The 15,641-nt window shown below is 66.5% G+C and carries 13 protein-coding genes; 9 read left to right on the top strand and 4 right to left on the bottom strand.

Annotation, left to right across the window (positions count from 1 at the left end):
- Positions 1-71: 71 nt before the first annotated feature.
- A complete protein-coding gene (gene fur, locus IB255_RS29045; RefSeq protein WP_009613072.1) occupies positions 72-476 on the bottom strand; it encodes a ferric iron uptake transcriptional regulator in 405 nt (134 codons plus the stop codon).
- A 96-nt stretch (positions 477-572) separates the two neighbouring features.
- Here fur and IB255_RS29040 point away from each other — a divergent pair, with 96 nt between their 5' ends.
- On the top strand, positions 573-1,109 hold the full coding sequence (locus tag IB255_RS29040; RefSeq protein WP_081520687.1) for an outer membrane protein assembly factor BamE: 537 nt from the start codon (positions 573-575) through the stop codon (positions 1,107-1,109).
- 89 nt (positions 1,110-1,198) lie between these two features.
- Here the strand turns inward: IB255_RS29040 and IB255_RS29035 are convergent, their stop codons facing one another.
- A complete protein-coding gene (locus IB255_RS29035; protein ID WP_081520686.1) occupies positions 1,199-1,507 on the bottom strand; it encodes an RnfH family protein in 309 nt (102 codons plus the stop codon).
- Positions 1,500-1,934, bottom strand: coding sequence for a type II toxin-antitoxin system RatA family toxin (locus tag IB255_RS29030; protein WP_081520685.1), 435 nt, complete (start codon positions 1,932-1,934; stop codon positions 1,500-1,502). Before IB255_RS29030 ends, IB255_RS29035 begins: the two co-directional genes overlap by 8 nt.
- A 154-nt stretch (positions 1,935-2,088) precedes the next feature.
- Between IB255_RS29030 and smpB the strand changes: the two genes are divergently transcribed.
- The gene (smpB, locus tag IB255_RS29025) at positions 2,089-2,568 is read left to right on the top strand and encodes an SsrA-binding protein SmpB (protein WP_017518965.1); all 480 of its coding nucleotides are present in this window, start codon (positions 2,089-2,091) and stop codon (positions 2,566-2,568) included.
- A 36-nt stretch (positions 2,569-2,604) separates the two neighbouring features.
- On the opposite strand, the gene IB255_RS29020 is transcribed toward smpB, so the two are convergent.
- Positions 2,605-3,381 (bottom strand): FCD domain-containing protein, encoded by a 777-nt coding sequence (locus tag IB255_RS29020; RefSeq protein WP_081520684.1) that lies wholly within the window; start codon positions 3,379-3,381, stop codon positions 2,605-2,607.
- A 346-nt stretch (positions 3,382-3,727) separates the two neighbouring features.
- On the opposite strand from IB255_RS29020, the gene IB255_RS29015 reads away from it, so the two are divergent.
- From IB255_RS29015 to IB255_RS28985, 7 genes are all read left to right on the top strand, one after another.
- Positions 3,728-5,404, top strand: coding sequence for a lactate permease LctP family transporter (locus IB255_RS29015; protein WP_081520683.1), 1,677 nt, complete (start codon positions 3,728-3,730; stop codon positions 5,402-5,404).
- A gap of 115 nt (positions 5,405-5,519) precedes the next feature.
- Positions 5,520-6,665 (top strand): FMN-dependent L-lactate dehydrogenase LldD, encoded by a 1,146-nt coding sequence (lldD, locus tag IB255_RS29010; protein WP_081520682.1) that lies wholly within the window; start codon positions 5,520-5,522, stop codon positions 6,663-6,665.
- Between the two features lie 80 nt (positions 6,666-6,745).
- Positions 6,746-9,568, top strand: a complete 2,823-nt coding sequence (locus IB255_RS29005) for an FAD-binding and (Fe-S)-binding domain-containing protein (protein WP_192211224.1) — start codon at positions 6,746-6,748, stop codon at positions 9,566-9,568.
- 189 nt (positions 9,569-9,757) lie between these two features.
- Positions 9,758-10,435: a response regulator gene (locus IB255_RS29000; RefSeq protein ID WP_192211223.1), complete on the top strand. Its 678-nt coding sequence runs from the start codon at positions 9,758-9,760 to the stop codon at positions 10,433-10,435.
- A complete protein-coding gene (locus IB255_RS28995) occupies positions 10,432-11,835 on the top strand; it encodes a sensor histidine kinase (RefSeq protein WP_192211222.1) in 1,404 nt (467 codons plus the stop codon). The genes IB255_RS29000 and IB255_RS28995 overlap by 4 nt, the downstream gene beginning before the upstream one ends.
- Positions 11,836-11,918: 83 nt before the next feature.
- Positions 11,919-12,185, top strand: coding sequence for a hypothetical protein (locus IB255_RS28990; RefSeq protein WP_081520678.1), 267 nt, complete (start codon positions 11,919-11,921; stop codon positions 12,183-12,185).
- A gap of 150 nt (positions 12,186-12,335) precedes the next feature.
- Positions 12,336-15,620 (top strand): acetyl-CoA carboxylase family protein, encoded by a 3,285-nt coding sequence (locus tag IB255_RS28985; protein WP_081520677.1) that lies wholly within the window; start codon positions 12,336-12,338, stop codon positions 15,618-15,620.
- Positions 15,621-15,641 lie beyond the last annotated feature (21 nt).

The raw sequence follows: 15,641 nt of genomic DNA, 5'->3' as shown, positions 1-15,641 counted from the left end.
GCATGCCACCTTGAAAGCCGCACAAACGAAAACGGCGACCCGAGGGTCGCCGTTTCTGCATCCGCGTACGCTTACTTCTTCTTGCGTACGTAGAGCACCAGGTTGTGATCGACGAGCTCGAAGCCGCGCTCCTTGACGATCTCCTTCTGGCGTTTCTCGATTTCCGAGTCCATGAACTCGATGACTTCGCCGGTATCGACGCAGACCATGTGGTCATGGTGACCGCTGTCGGCCAGTTCGAAGACGGCATGGCCGCCGTCGAAGTTGTGGCGCACCACCAGGCCGGCGGCTTCGAACTGGGTCAGGACGCGGTAGACGGTGGCCAGACCGACGTCTTCACCCGCCTCCATCAGCGCTTTGTAAACATCCTCTGCGCTCATGTGGCGCTGCTCGGCGGAATCGAGCATCTGGAGGATCTTGACGCGCGGCAGTGTGACCTTAAGTCCGGCTTTGCGCAGTTCGCTATTTTCAACCATGTGTGCTTTCTCGGCGCGGAATGCTTCGCAGCATCTCTCAATACAGGTATGATCGGGATTTCGTCGCTCAGCCAAGATAGTGGAAGTCACCCCTTGATGCAAAACGCCAAGCTCATGCTGACCAGTCTCGCTTTCGGGCTGGGACTCGCCGCACTCGCCGGTTGCTCGTTCCCGGGGGTCTACAAGATCGACATCCAGCAGGGCAACGTTGTAACGCAGGATATGATAGACCAGTTGAAGCCCGGAATGACCCGGCGCCAAGTGCGGTTTATCATGGGCAACCCCCTGATCGTGGATACCTTCCACCCCAATCGCTGGGACTACCTCTACAGCATCCAGCCCGGCGGCGGTCAGCGCCAGCAGGAGCGCATGAGCCTGTACTTCGGCGAGAACGACCAGCTGGTCGGTCTGAATGGCGACTTCATGCCCGGCGTCAGCCGCGACGAGTCGATCCTCGGCAAGGAAGGCACCCCGGCAACTTCGCCGTCGCAGCCGACCCAGCAGCAGCCCGAACAGCCCAAGGAAGAACCGGCCAAGCCCGGCTCCGTGGAAGAGCAGATCCAGAAGGAAGTCGACCAGGTGGAAACCGTGCCGGTCCCGACTCCGGAACCGCTGGACAAGAATCCGCAGTAAGGGATTCGCGCCAACGAAAAAAGCCCGGCCAATGCCGGGCTTTTTGTTGCCTGCGATTTCAGCACACAAGAATCAGCAGCGCAGAAGATTCAGCCGCGCGCTGCCTTGGCCCGCGCAGCCCGCTGCTTGCGTACTTCCTTGGGATCGACGATCAGCGGGCGGTAGATTTCCACTCGTTCGCCCTCCTCCAGCACACGCTCCTCGGGCCGGGCCACCGCCTTGCCGAAGATACCCAGCGGGCAATCCTGCACATCCAGGCCAGGAAATTGCGCAGCGATGCCCGACAACAACACCGCTTCGCGCATCCGCGTGCCGCGCGGAACACTCAGGCGCAGCAGCGCCTGCTTCTCCGGCAACGCGTAGACGACCTCGATGGCGATGCTCGCGGATTCAGCCATGCAGCTGCTTGGCGCGCTGGCAGAAGGCGTCGACCATGGTGTTCGCCGCCTGGGTGAACAGCGGGCCGAGGGTGGCTTTCACCAGGGCGCCGGCGTAGTCGAAGGTCAGGTCGAGGGAAATCTTGCAGGCCTTGTCGCCCAGCGCCTTGAAGGTCCACACGCCGTGCAGCTGGGAAAACGGGCCTTCCTCGAGATTCATCTCGATGCTCTGCCCCGGCACCAGCGCATTACGCGTGGTGAAGCGCTGGGTGATGCTGCCCTTGGCCACGGTCAGCTCGGCGCGCATGGCCGTATCGCTGGCCTCCAGCACGGTGGAGGCGGAACACCAGGGCAGGAACTCCGGGTAGCGCGCCACATCGTTGACCAGGTCGTACAGCGCCTTCGCCGGATAGGGCAGCAGCGCCGAACGCTGGATATGCGTGCTCATAGACGTCTCGCTTGGTTGTGGGGCGTTTCATACGCCCGCTGCTCAAAAAAACAGCGCGCATTGTCCGAGATTAGCCACACACCCTCAAGCTTGCATGCCGTCGCACGTTGTCCCGATAGCGGCGCGGCGAGCGACTCCCTATAATGCGCGGCCTATGGCTAAACAGAAGAAACACCCTTCGGGGACCATCGCGCAGAACAAGAAGGCTCTGCACGACTACTTCATCGAGCAGCGCTTCGAGGCAGGCGTCGCCCTGGCCGGCTGGGAAGTGAAAAGCCTGCGCGCCGGCAAGGCGCAGCTGGTGGACAGCTACGTGCTGCTCAAGGATGGCGAAGCCTGGCTGCTGGGCAGCCACATCACGCCACTGACCACTGCCAGCACCCACGTCATCGCCGACCCGGTGCGCACGCGCAAGCTGCTGCTGCACAAGCGCGAGCTGGGCAAGCTGTTCGGTGCCGTGCAGCAGAAAGGCTACGCCTGCGTCGCGCTGTCGATGTACTGGAAGAAGCACCTGATCAAGTGCGAGATCGCACTGGCCAAGGGCAAGAAAGAGTACGACAAGCGCGGCACCGAGAAGGAGCGCGACTCCGACCGGGAAATCCAGCGCGCCATTCGTCACGGCAAGGACGACTGAGCCCGTTCGCGCCCTCCTGCGAGGGCGCGTTGCCGGTCAGGCGTCCACCGCGCCCTGGCGTCGCTGTGCCCGTTGCAGGCGCAATTCCTTCGCCTGCACCTCGGCCAGCACTTCCTGCACGTAGTCGATATGCCGCTGGGAAATCTCCCGCGCCGCTTCCGCGTGCCCGCCGATAATCGCCTCGTACAACTCGCGGTGCTGACGCATCAGCTGCTCGCGGGTCTCGTCACGCTGCGCGTACATCCCGCCAATGTTGGTCACCACGTTGCGCTTGAGCAGGTCGAACAGGCCGCGAATGGTGTGCAGCAACACGGCATTGTGGCTGGCCTCGGCGATGGCCAGGTGGAAGGCCGCATCCGCCGCGCCCTCTTCCGCACGACTGACCTTCCCCACCCGCCGATAGCAATCCTGCAACGCATCGAACGCCTGTTTCAGGCGCTGGTGATCCACCTCGGTCGCGCGTTGCGCCGCGTAGAAGGCGCAGGAGCCTTCCAGGGTATGGCGAAATTCCAGCAGGTCGCGCTGGGCCTCCGGGTTGCTCTCCAGCAGGTGCAGCAGCGGATCGCTGAACATCGAGCCCAACCCCTCGCTGACGTAGTTGCCACCGCCCTGACGACTGACCAGCAGACCCTTGGCGCCGAGCTTCTGGATCGCCTCGCGCAGTGACGGCCGCGAGACGCCGAACTGTTCGGCCAGCACGCGCTCGGCAGGCAGTCGCTCGCCAGCCTTGAGAGTGCCCTCGAGGATCATCGCCTCCAGCCGCTCGACGATATCGTCCGACAGACGGCGCTGCTTGACCTGACCAAAACTCATGCGGGTGAACTCCTTCGCTCTCTCACTCTGGGCCGCGACCTGCGCGGCGCGCGGCAGCCTAACCAGTGCCGCCGCCGGCAACAAGACCAGCGCAACTTTCCGACCACGCTCGACAAAAGTCGCAGGGCAGCAAATTGACACGCCGCCAGCAGGGCTTTTACCCTGAGCGCTCGGCTTTGTAAATTGGTCATACCAATTTACCGAAAGTCGGATTGCACGACAACACATGCACGAAAAACAACAAGCCGCGATCAGTCGACCGTCTGCCCAACGCGCCACAAGCGCATCGGAATCGCCCGACCGGCAACCAGGCCCTCCACCCAAAAACAATTAGGGAGCCAACCAGATGCAAACCTGGCAGCAGATCTACACCCCGCTCGGCAGCCTCGGCCTGTCCGCGCTGGTCGCCGTCATTCCGATCGTGTTCTTCTTCCTCGCCCTCGCCGTGTTCCGCCTCAAGGGCCACGTCGCCGGCAGCATTACCCTCGCCCTCTCGATCATCATCGCCATCGCCGCCTTCGGCATGCCCGCCGACATGGCCATCGCCGCCGCCGGTTATGGCTTCGCCTACGGACTGTGGCCAATCGCCTGGATCATCGTCGCGGCGGTGTTCCTCTACAAACTCACGGTCAAGAGCGGCCAGTTCGAGGTGATCCGCAGCTCGGTGCTGTCGATCACCGGCGACCAGCGCCTGCAGGTGCTGCTGATCGGCTTCTCCTTCGGCGCCTTCCTCGAAGGTGCGGCGGGCTTCGGCGCGCCGGTGGCGATCACCGCCGCCCTGCTGGTCGGCCTGGGCTTCAATCCGCTGTATGCCGCGGGCCTGTGCCTGATCGCCAACACCGCGCCGGTCGCCTTCGGCGCCCTGGGCATCCCGATCATCGTGGCGGGCCAGGTCACCGGCATCGACGCGTTCAAGATCGGCGCAATGACCGGCCGCCAGCTGCCGTTCCTGTCGATCCTCGTGCCGTTCTGGCTGGTGTTCATGATGGACGGCCTCAAGGGCGTGAAGGAAACCTGGCCGGCCGCCCTGGTCGCTGGCGGCAGCTTCGCCATCACCCAGTACTTCACCTCCAACTTCATCGGCCCGGAACTGCCGGACATCACCTCCGCCCTGGTCAGCCTGATTTCCCTGACCCTGTTCCTGAAAGTCTGGCAACCCGCCAGCGAGCGCGAAGTGGTCGCCACCGCCGGCGGCGCCGCCGTCATGGGCGGCAACGGCCCGCGCAGCGCCGAGCCCACCCCCTACAGCTTCGGCGAAATCCTCAAGGCCTGGTCGCCCTTCCTGGTGCTGACCGTCATGGTCACCATCTGGACGCTGAAGCCGTTCAAGGCGCTCTTCGCTCCGGGCGGCGCGCTGTACAACCTGGTGTTCAACTTCGCCATCCCGCACCTCGACCAGCTGGTGGTGAAGACCGCGCCCATCGTCGCCACCCCGACGCCGATCGCCGCCGTGTTCAAACTGGACCCGGTCTCGGCCACCGGCACCGCGATCTTCCTCTCCGCCGTGATCTCGATGTTCGTCCTGCGCATCAGCGCGAAAACTGGTCTGACCACCTTCAAGGAGACCCTGGTCGAGCTGAAGTGGCCGATCCTCTCCATCGGCATGGTCCTGGCCTTCGCCTTCGTCACCAACTACTCGGGCATGTCCACCACCCTGGCGCTGGTCCTGGCCGGCACCGGTGCGGCGTTCCCGTTCTTCTCGCCGTTCCTCGGCTGGCTGGGCGTGTTCCTGACCGGTTCGGATACCTCCTCCAACGCCCTGTTCAGCTCGCTGCAGTCCACCACCGCACACCAGATCGGGGTCAATGACACCCTGCTGGTGGCCGCCAACACCAGCGGCGGCGTGACCGGCAAGATGATCTCGCCGCAATCCATCGCCGTGGCCTGCGCCGCCACCGGCATGGTCGGCAAGGAATCCGATCTGTTCCGCTTCACCCTCAAGCACAGCCTGATGTTCGCCGCCATTGTGGGTCTGATCACCCTGGCCCAGGCCTACATCTTCACCGGCATGCTGGTTCACTAAGGCAAGACCCGACTCCGCGCCTGCGCGCGGAGATCCGTCCAAAGCAGCTAAGGTCTTTCGAGGTCACCCGCGCCAGCGCGGTGGCCTCGACAAGCCCCACAACGATGAGACGCCCATGATCATCTCTGCCTCTACCGACTACCGCGCCGCGGCCCAACGCAAGCTGCCGCCGTTCCTCTTCCACTACGCCGACGGCGGCGCCTACGCCGAGCGCACCTTGCGCAACAACGTCGACGACCTGGCCAACATCGCCCTGCGCCAGCGCGTGCTGAAGAACATGTCCGAGCTGAGCCTTGAGACGAAGCTGTTCGACGAGACGTTGAGCATGCCCATCGCCCTGGCCCCCGTCGGCCTGACCGGCATGTATGCCCGGCGCGGAGAAGTACAGGCAGCCCGCGCGGCCGCCGCGAAAGGTATCCCCTTCACGATGTCCACGGTCTCGGTCTGCCCCATCGAGGAAGTCGCCCCGGCCATCGACCGCCCCATGTGGTTCCAGCTCTATGTGCTCAAGGATCGCGGCTTCATGCGCAACGCCCTGGAGCGCGCCAAGGCCGCCGGCGTGAAGACCCTGGTGTTCACCGTCGACATGCCGGTGCCCGGCGCCCGCTACCGAGACGCCCACTCCGGCATGAGCGGCCCGAACGCACCGCTGCGCCGCGTCTGGCAGGCCATGACCCACCCGTCCTGGGCCCTCGACGTCGGCCTGCTGGGCAAGCCCCACGACCTGGGCAACATCTCCAAGTACCGCGGCAACCCGACCGGCCTTGCCGATTACATCGGCTGGCTGGGCGCCAACTTCGACCCGTCGATCTCCTGGAAGGACCTGGAGTGGATCCGCGAGTTCTGGGATGGCCCGATGATCATCAAGGGCATCCTCGACCCGGAAGACGCAAAGGATGCAGTGAAATTCGGTGCCGACGGCATCGTCGTCTCCAACCACGGCGGCCGCCAGCTCGACGGCGTGCTCTCCAGCGCCCGCGCCCTGCCGGCCATCGCCGATGCGGTGAAAGGCGACCTGAAGATCCTCGCCGACTCCGGCATCCGCAACGGCCTGGACGTCGTGCGCATGATCGCCCTGGGCGCGGACACCGTGCTCATCGGCCGCGCCTTCCTCTACGCCCTGGCGACCCACGGCGAAGCCGGCGTGAAGAACCTGCTGGACCTGTTCGAGAAGGAAATGCGCGTGGCCATGGTGCTCACCGGCGCCAAGACCATCGGCGAGATCACTCGCGATTCGCTGGTGCGCGAACTGGGCGCGTGATCCATACGCCCACACGAAATACAGCCTGATTGACCGGGGTACGTGGCGCGCCAGACGCCACGACCCCGCGAGGAGATTGCATGAGCCTGCCCGCCGCGTTCCTCGACACGGTAGAACACCTGATCCCCCGCGAGCGCCGCTTCGACGACGCGCTCTCGACCCTGGCCTTCGGCACCGACGCCAGCTTCTACCGGCTGATCCCCAAGCTGGTGATCCGCGTCGAGAGCGAAGACGAAGTCGCCAGCCTGCTCAAGTCCGCCCACACCAACAAGGTCGCGGTGACCTTCCGCGCCGCCGGTACCAGCCTCTCCGGCCAGGCCGTGAGCGACTCGGTGCTGCTGGTGCTGGGTGACAACTGGAACGGCCGCGACATCCGCGACGGCGGCACGCAGATTCGCCTGCAGCCTGGCGTCATCGGCGCCCAGGCCAACGCCTGGCTGGCTCCGTTCGGCCGCAAGATCGGACCGGACCCGGCGTCGATCAACGCCTGCAAGATCGGCGGCATCGTCGCCAACAACGCCAGCGGCATGTGCTGCGGCACCGCACAGAACAGCTACCACACCCTGGCCGGCATGCGCCTGCTGCTGGCCGACGGTACGCTGCTGGACAGCGAGTTGCCCGACAGCCTCGCGGCCTTCCGCGAAAGCCACGGCACACTGCTCGACCAGCTCGCCGAGCTGGGCCGGCAGACCCGTGCCAACACCGAGCTGGCCGCGAAGATTCGCCACAAGTACCGCCTGAAGAACACCACCGGCCTGTCGCTGAATGCGCTGGTCGACTACGACGAGCCGCTGGATATCCTCACCCACCTGATGGTCGGCTCCGAAGGCACCCTGGGCTTCATCAGCGCGGTCACCTACGACACCGTGCCCGACCACCCGAACAAGGCCAGCGCGCTGATCGTCTTCCCCGACGTGGAGACCTGCTGCAAGGCCGTGACCGTGCTCAAGCAGCAACCGGTGTCCGCCGTGGAACTGCTGGACCGCCGCAGCCTGCGCTCGGTAGAGAACATGCAGGGCATGCCGACGTGGGTGAAGAGCCTCTCCGAAGGCGCCTGCGCGCTGCTCATCGAATCCCGCGCAGCGACCCAGTCGCTGCTGCATGAACAACTCGCGCAGATCAGCGCCTCCATCGCCGGTTACCCGGTGGAGAAACAGGTCGACTTCAGCGAGGACCCGGCGGTCTACAACCAGCTCTGGCGCATCCGCAAGGACACCTTCCCGGCCGTCGGCGCAGTGCGCGAGACTGGCACCACGGTGATCATCGAGGACGTCACCTTCCCCGTCGAACAGCTGGCCGAGGGCGTGAACCGCCTGATCGAGCTGTTCGACAAGCACGGTTACGACGAAGCCATCCTGTTCGGCCACGCGCTGGAAGGGAACCTGCACTTCGTCTTCACCCAGGGTTTCGAATCGCCTGAGCAGATCGCGCGCTACTCGGCCTTCATGGACGACGTCGCGCACCTGGTCGCCGTGGAATACGGCGGCTCGCTCAAGGCCGAGCACGGCACCGGGCGCAACATGGCGCCCTTCGTCGAGCTGGAATGGGGCCACGACGCCTACCAACTGATGTGGCAGCTGAAGCGCCTGCTCGACCCCACCGGCATCCTCAACCCCGGCGTGGTGCTGACCGACGACCCGCAGCTGCACCTGAAGAACCTCAAACCGCTGCCGGCCGCCGACGAGATCGTCGACAAGTGCATCGAGTGTGGCTTCTGCGAGCCGGTCTGCCCGTCCAAGGGGCTGACCCTCAGCCCGCGCCAGCGCATCGTCATGTGGCGCGACATCCAGGCCAAGCGCCGCGCCGGCGTCGACACCACCGAGCTTGAGCGCGACTACCAGTACCAGGGCATCGACACCTGCGCCGCCACCGGCCTGTGCGCCCAGCGCTGTCCGGTGAACATCAACACCGGCGAGCTGGTCCGCAAGCTGCGCGGTGAAGAAGCGCACCACGCCGGCACCGCCACCTGGCTGGCACGCAACTTCGCCACCGCACTCAAGGGTGCGAAGTTCATGCTGCACGCTGCCAACGGTGCGCGCATGGTCCTCGGCGCGCCGCGCCTGGCCCGCCTCAGCGCTTCCATCAGTCACGCCAGCAAGGGCCGCGTGCCGCAGTGGACGCCGTCCATGCCGCAGCCCGTGCGCCTGGCTGCCGCTTCGCAGCCTGTGGATAACGGCAAGCCGCGCGTCGTCTACCTCACCGCATGCGTATCCCGCGCCATGGGCCCGGCGGCGGCGGACGAAGAGCAGATGCCGCTGATCGACAAGACCCGCCAGTTGCTGGAGAAAGCCGGCTACCAGGTGGTCTTCCCGGACAACGCCGACAACCTCTGCTGCGGCCAGCCGTTCGCCTCCAAGGGCTACAAGAGCCAAGCCGACGCCAAGCGCGACGAACTGCTCGCCGAATTGCTGCGCGCCAGTCGGGGTGGTCTCGACCCGATCTACTGCGACACCAGCCCCTGCACCCTGCGCCTGGTGCAGGAACTGGCGGACGACCGGCTGAAGATCTACGACCCGGTGAAGTTCATCCGCACCCATCTGGTCGAGCGTCTGGACTTCCAGCCGCAGGACAAGCCGGTGGCCGTGCACGTCACCTGCAGCACCCAGCACCTGGGCGAAAGCCAGGCACTGATCGACCTGGTCAAGCGCTGCACCCGCGAAGTGGTGATCCCCGAGGGTATCCACTGCTGTGGTTTCGCCGGCGACAAGGGCTTCACCACGCCCGAGCTGAACGCGCATTCGCTGCGCACGCTCAAGGACGCGGTGCAGTATTGCGAGGAAGGCGTCTCCACCAGCCGCACCTGCGAGATCGGTCTGTCCGCCCATGGCGGTATCGACTATCGCGGCGTGGTCTATCTGGTGGATCGCGTGACTCGCGCGCGTTCGTCCACTGTCCAGGCGTAGGGCGCACAACGTCTCCAGCGTTATCCGCCGTCCCCACGGGCGGCGGATAATCGGTCCGGATTCTTCGCCCTGCTTTCTCCGTCAACGGCGCAGAAAGCCTTAACACCTCGTTAAGCGAGCGCTGTCACCCTCTGCCCTAACCGGATCACGCCAGCTATCCTGCTGCACAGGCCGGTAGAGGGGACCAAGATGAGAATCCTGTTGGCAGAAGACGACCAGCTGCTGGGCGATGGCATTCGCGCGGGGCTCGGTCTGGAAGGCGACACCGTGGACTGGGTGAGCGATGGCGTGGCCGCCGACCAGGCGCTGGCCACCGATGAGTTCGACCTGCTGGTCCTCGATCTCGGGCTGCCGCGCAAGGACGGCCTGGAAGTGCTGCGCGGCCTGCGCCGCCGCGGTGACCTGACGCCCGTGCTGATCCTCACCGCCCGCGACAAGGTGGCCGACCGCGTCGCCGGCCTGGACGCAGGCGCCGACGACTACCTGACCAAACCCTTCGACCTCGACGAACTGCTCGCCCGCGTCCGCGCCCTGACCCGCCGCCACACCGGCCGCGCCGCGCCGCTGCTGCAACACGGCGAACTGGCACTGGACCCGGCCACCCACCAGGTCAGCCTGGCCGGCTCACCGGTGGACCTGGCACCGCGCGAATACGCCCTGCTGCGCCTGCTGCTGGAACAGCGCGGCAAGGTGCTGTCCCGCGCCCGACTGGTGGAAGCCCTCTACGGCTGGGACGGCGACCTGGAAAGCAACGCCATCGAAGTCCACATCCACCACCTGCGGCGCAAGCTGGGCAATAGCCTGATCCGCACCGTGCGCGGCATCGGCTACGGCATCGACCGCCCTGAAGGCGCCGCGCGAGCTTGAGCAGCGCGCCCCGTCGCGCCGGCTCCATTAGCCGGCGCCTGCTGCTGACACTGATCGGCGGTGTTTCCTTGCTGTGGCTCGTCGCCGGCCTGTTCACCTACCACCTGACCCGCGAGCAGGTGAACCGCCTCTACGACCAGGACATGATCGACTTCGGCCAGGCGGCCCTGAGCCTGATCGATGTCGCCGACGCGATAGACCCGCAGTCCAGCGACGCCATGGAAATCCTCGCGCGCAGCCGCAAGGCCATCGAAGGGCTGCCGCTGATTCGCCGCGAAGCCACGCTCGGCTATGCCGTCTGGTACCGCGGCCAACCGCTGCTGGCCACTCACAAGCCGCCCAGGGGAATCGAGGCGCAGCCGCCGGGCTTCTCCGACCTGCTCAGTGGCGGGGTCAACTGGCGCGTGCTGCACATGGCCACGACGGGCACCGACGAGGTGCGCATCTGGGTCTTCGAGGACCTGCACTACCGCCACAAGACCCTGCACCTGCTGCTGTTCAGCGCCCTTTTCCCGTTGCTGCTGGCCCTGCCGCTGTTCGGCGTACTGGTGTGGTTCGGTGTGCGCCAGGGCCTGGCACCGCTGCGCAGCCTGATCGAACAGGTGCACCAGCGCGGCGCCCACAGCCTCCACCCGCTGGCCCTGAGCCGCGCACCGGTGGAGGTGCACAGCCTGGTCAACGAACTGAACCTGCTGCTGGAGCGCCTGCATTCGGCAATGGAGGCCGAGCGCCGACTGACCAGCGACGCCGCCCACGAAATCCGCACGCCCCTGGCCAGCCTGCGCACCCACGCCCAGGTCGCGCTGCGCTCATCCGACCCGGCCGCCCACGCCCACGGGCTGCAGCAGGTCAGCCGCAGCGTCGAACGAATCAGCGCGCTGATGGAGCAGATTCTCCTGCTGGCGCGGCTCGATGCCGAAGAGCTGCACGAAATCTTCGCCCCGGTGGACCTGCGCCTGCTGGCCGAAGACACCATCGCCGATCTCGCACCGCAGGCCATCGACAAGCAGATCGAACTGACCCTCGATAGCCAGGAGGTCACGCTGCGGGGCGTAGCGGCGTGGCTCGGGCTGATGCTCACCAACCTGGTCGGCAACGCCCTGCGCTACACCCCCGAAGGCGGCCGTGTGGCAGTCAGCCTGGAAAGCGCGAGCAACCGACTGAGCCTCTGGGTGCGCGACAACGGCCCCGGCGTGGCGCCGGCCGAACAGGCGGCGATCTTCACCCGCTTCTACCGCAGCCCCAGCGTCGCCAGCAGCCATGGCAGCGGGCTGGGCCTGCCCATCGTCAAGCGCATCGTGGAAATCCACCACGGGCGCATTTCCCTGCACGAAGGGCTGGACGGCGCCGGCCTGGGCGTCTGCGTCGAACTCCCGACAGCCGCCGGGCCGATTCTCTGAACCCCGCGTGAATCGTGGCAGTCCACCCTGTACGGCCCGCTCGTTCGGTCCGCGACAACGGTCAAGTTGACAGGAGTACTGCCATGAAACGTGCCGCCCTGCTCATTACAGCCGCCCTGCTGGCGTCGCCGGCTTTTGCCGCCGACCTGTGCAGCGACAATCTGCAGAAAGTCGATGACGCGGTGAAAACCGTCACCAACAACACCCAGGCCCAGGAACAGGCCATGCGCCTGCAGGAAAAGGCCGCCCAGGCCCAGGCCGCGGGTGACACCAAGGCCTGCATTGCGCAGACCGAAAAAGCCCTGCAGCTGCTGAAGAAGAACGCCGGCGACGGCGGAGCCAACGGGTGATCCCGCACGCGGTGGCCGGCTCCAGGCCGGTCACCGCTCATAAGGCCCACTAAGCCTGCGCCATTCGCGACGCCGTACTTGATTCCCCACCCTCCTCACCCGCCTAAGATGGTGCGATTGCCGACCACAAGAACCACAACCGGAATCGCCATGCCCGTCAACCGCCTGCTCATCGCCAACCGTGGCGAGATCGCCATCCGCATTGCCCGCGCCGCCGCCGAGCTGGGTATCCAGACGCTGGCGATCTTCGCCGAGGACGACGCCGCCTCGCTGCACACTCGCCAGGCCGACCAGGCCACGGCCCTGAAAGGGCGTGGCGCCAGCGCCTACCTCGACCAGCAGCAGATCATCGACATCGCCCTGACCCAGGGCTGCGACGCGGTGCATCCGGGCTATGGCTTCCTTTCCGAGAACGCCGGCTTCGCCCGCCGCTGCGAAAGCGCCGGGCTCACCTTCGTCGGCCCCTCGGCGGAGGTGCTCGACGTCTTCGGTGACAAGGCCCGCGCCCGCGACCTCGCGCGCGATCACGGCGTGGCGCTGGCCGCCGGCAGCAACCGCGCAACCTCACTGGAAGATGCCGAACGCTTCTTCCGCGAACTGCCCGCCGGCGCCGGCATGATGATCAAGGCCCTCGCTGGCGGCGGTGGGCGCGGCATGCGCGCGGTGCGCAGCGTCGAGGAGATCGCCGACGCCTACGCCCGCTGCCAGGCAGAGGCCCGCGCGGCCTTCGGCGATGACCGGCTCTACGTCGAACGCCTGATCCAGCGCGCCCGCCACATCGAAGTGCAGGTGATCGGCGACGGCCGCGTCGTCAGCCACCTGGGGGAGCGCGACTGCACCCTGCAGCGGCGCAACCAGAAGCTGCTGGAGATCGCCCCGAGCCCCAACCTGCATCCTCGGCTGCGTGGTGCCATTCTCGCCGCCGCCGTGCGGCTGGCCGAAGCCGTGAACTATCGCGGCCTGGGCACCTTCGAGTTCCTGCTCGACGAGGACAGCGGCGATTTCGTGTTCATGGAAGCCAACCCGCGCCTGCAGGTGGAACACACCATCACCGAAGCAGTGACCGGCGTCGACCTCGTCCAGGCGCAACTGCGCATTGCCGCCGGCGCCAGCCTCGCCGAGCTGAACCTGACCCAGGCGGAAATTCCCGCGCCACGCGGCCACGCCCTGCAACTGCGGATCAACCTGGAAACACTTTCCAGCGACGGCACGCCCCACCTCGCCTGCGGCACCCTCAGCGCCTACGAGCCGCCCAGCGGCCCGGGCCTGCGCGTGGATGGCTACGGCTACGCCGGTTACCGCAACAGTGCCGGCTACGACTCGCTGCTGGCCAAGCTGATCGTCCACGGCATCGGCAGTTATCCACAGCTGGTGCAGCGCGCCTATCGCGCGCTCTGCGAATTCCGTCTCGAAGGCGTGGCGAGCAACATTCCGCTGTTGCTCAATCTGCTGCGCCAGAGCGCGGTGGCGGACAACCAGGTCACCACCCGCTACATCGAAGAACACCTGCCCACGCTGCTGGGCGCACAGGATCACGCGCACCCGCATCGCTTCTTCAGCCATGCCGGTGCCACTGCACAAGCCCAACGCAGCAACGAAGCACCGGCCGGCTGCCTCCCGCTCGCCACGCCGAGCGCGGGTGTGCTGGTCAGCCTGAACGTGGCCACGGGCGATGCCGTTGCCCAGGGCCAGACCATCGCCGTGGTCGAGGCGATGAAGATGGAATTCGAGGTAAAAGCCAGCGCCAGTGGCATCGTCCACAGTCTCGCCGCCACCCCCGGCGACAGCCTCGGCGAGGGCGACGCATTGCTGTTCGTCGAGCCGGCGGACATCGAAGCGCAGCACCATGAAAGCAGCGCCGCCATCGATCTCGACGCCATCCGCGCCGACCTCGCCGAAGTGCTCGAACGCCACGCCATCGGCCTCGACGAGCGCCGCCCGGACGCCGTCGCCAAGCGCCACAGGATCGGCAAGCGCACCACCCGCGAGAACCTCGCCGATCTGCTCGATGACGGTAGCTTCATCGAGTACGGCGCACTGGCCATCGCGGCCCAGCGCCGTCGCCGCAGCGTCGAGGAACTGATCGCCAGCAGCCCTGCCGACGGCCTGGTCAGCGGGCTGGGCAGCATCAACGCTGCGCAGTTCGGCGACGAGAAGGCACGCTGCCTGGTGCTGGCCTACGACTACACGGTGTTCGCCGGCACCCAGGGCGTGATGAACCACAAGAAGACCGACCGCATGCTGCACCTCGCCGAGCAATGGCGCATCCCGCTGGTGCTCTACGCGGAAGGCGGCGGCGGGCGTCCGGGCGACACCGATTTCGTCGGCGTGGCCGGGCTGGACAACATGAGCTTCGTCGGCCTGGCGCGGCTCTCCGGGCTGGTGCCGCTGGTGGGCGTGGTCTCCGGCCGCTGCTTTGCCGGCAACGCCGCGCTGCTGGGTTGCTGCGACGTGATCATCGCCACCCGCGACACCAGCCTGGGGATGGCCGGCCCGGCAATGATCGAGGGCGGCGGCCTGGGCAGATTCGCCCCCGAAGAAGTCGGCCCCAGCGACGTGCAGAGCGCCAATGGCGTGATCGACGTACTGGTGGAAGACGAGGCCGAAGCCACCCGCATCGCCCGCCAGTACCTCGCCTACTTCCAGGGCGACAGCACCGACTGGCAATGCGCCGACCAGCGCCTGTTGCGCCATGCTGTGCCCGAGAATCGCCTGCGGGTCTACGACATCCGCCAGGTCATCGAGCAACTGGCCGACAGCGGCTCGGTGCTGGAACTGCGCCGGCACTTCGCAGCCGGGATGGTCACCGCGCTGGTGCGCATCGAAGGCAAGCCGTTCGGCCTGATCGCCAACAACCCCATGCACCTGGGCGGCGCCATCGACGCCGAGGCCGGCGACAAGGCCGCGCGCTTCATGCAGCTGTGCGACGCCTTCGACCTGCCGATCATCTCGCTGTGCGACACCCCCGGCTTCATGGTCGGTCCGGAAGCGGAGAAGACCGGCACCGTGCGCCACGTCTCGCGCATGTTCGTCACCGCCGCCAGCCTCAGCGTGCCGTTCTTCACCGTGGTCCTGCGCAAGGGCTATGGCCTCGGCGCGCAGGCCATGGCCGCCGGCAGCTTCCACGCTGCGCTGTTCACGGTCGCATGGCCCAGCGGCGAGTTCGGCGCCATGGGGCTGGAGGGAGCGATCCGCCTCGGCTACGCCAAGGAGCTGGCCGCGATTGAAGACCCGCAGGAGCGGCAGAAGCTGTTCGACAAGCTGGTCGCCGCCGCCTACCGCAACGGCAAGGGGCTGAACATGGCGAGCTACCTGGAGATCGACGACGTCATCGACCCGGCCGATACCCGTCGCTGGTTGCTGCGCGGCCTGGCATCGACGCCGAAGCCCATACCGCGGCAGGGGAAAAAGCGTCCACTGATCGATACCTGGTGAGATGACGGTTGAGCTGCCCTA

This window comes from Pseudomonas sp. PDM22, assembly GCF_014851965.1.
Classification (GTDB): Bacteria; Pseudomonadota; Gammaproteobacteria; order Pseudomonadales; family Pseudomonadaceae; genus Pseudomonas.
The sequence above is the reverse complement of the archived record's forward strand: the minus strand, read 5'-3'. Positions and strand labels throughout refer to the sequence as shown.

Excerpts from the sequence above, each read along its gene's own strand:
- fur (WP_009613072.1), bottom strand. The coding sequence starts at position 476 with ATGGTTGAAAATAGCGAACTGCGCAAAGCCGGACTTAAGGTCACACTG.
- IB255_RS29040 (WP_081520687.1), top strand. The coding sequence starts at position 573 with ATGCAAAACGCCAAGCTCATGCTGACCAGTCTCGCTTTCGGGCTGGGA.
- IB255_RS29035 (WP_081520686.1), bottom strand. The coding sequence starts at position 1,507 with ATGGCTGAATCCGCGAGCATCGCCATCGAGGTCGTCTACGCGTTGCCG.
- IB255_RS29030 (WP_081520685.1), bottom strand. The coding sequence starts at position 1,934 with ATGAGCACGCATATCCAGCGTTCGGCGCTGCTGCCCTATCCGGCGAAG.
- smpB (WP_017518965.1), top strand. The coding sequence starts at position 2,089 with ATGGCTAAACAGAAGAAACACCCTTCGGGGACCATCGCGCAGAACAAG.
- IB255_RS29020 (WP_081520684.1), bottom strand. The coding sequence starts at position 3,381 with ATGAGTTTTGGTCAGGTCAAGCAGCGCCGTCTGTCGGACGATATCGTC.
- IB255_RS29015 (WP_081520683.1), top strand. The coding sequence starts at position 3,728 with ATGCAAACCTGGCAGCAGATCTACACCCCGCTCGGCAGCCTCGGCCTG.
- lldD (WP_081520682.1), top strand. The coding sequence starts at position 5,520 with ATGATCATCTCTGCCTCTACCGACTACCGCGCCGCGGCCCAACGCAAG.
- IB255_RS29005 (WP_192211224.1), top strand. The coding sequence starts at position 6,746 with ATGAGCCTGCCCGCCGCGTTCCTCGACACGGTAGAACACCTGATCCCC.
- IB255_RS29000 (WP_192211223.1), top strand. The coding sequence starts at position 9,758 with ATGAGAATCCTGTTGGCAGAAGACGACCAGCTGCTGGGCGATGGCATT.
- IB255_RS28990 (WP_081520678.1), top strand. The coding sequence starts at position 11,919 with ATGAAACGTGCCGCCCTGCTCATTACAGCCGCCCTGCTGGCGTCGCCG.
- IB255_RS28985 (WP_081520677.1), top strand. The coding sequence starts at position 12,336 with ATGCCCGTCAACCGCCTGCTCATCGCCAACCGTGGCGAGATCGCCATC.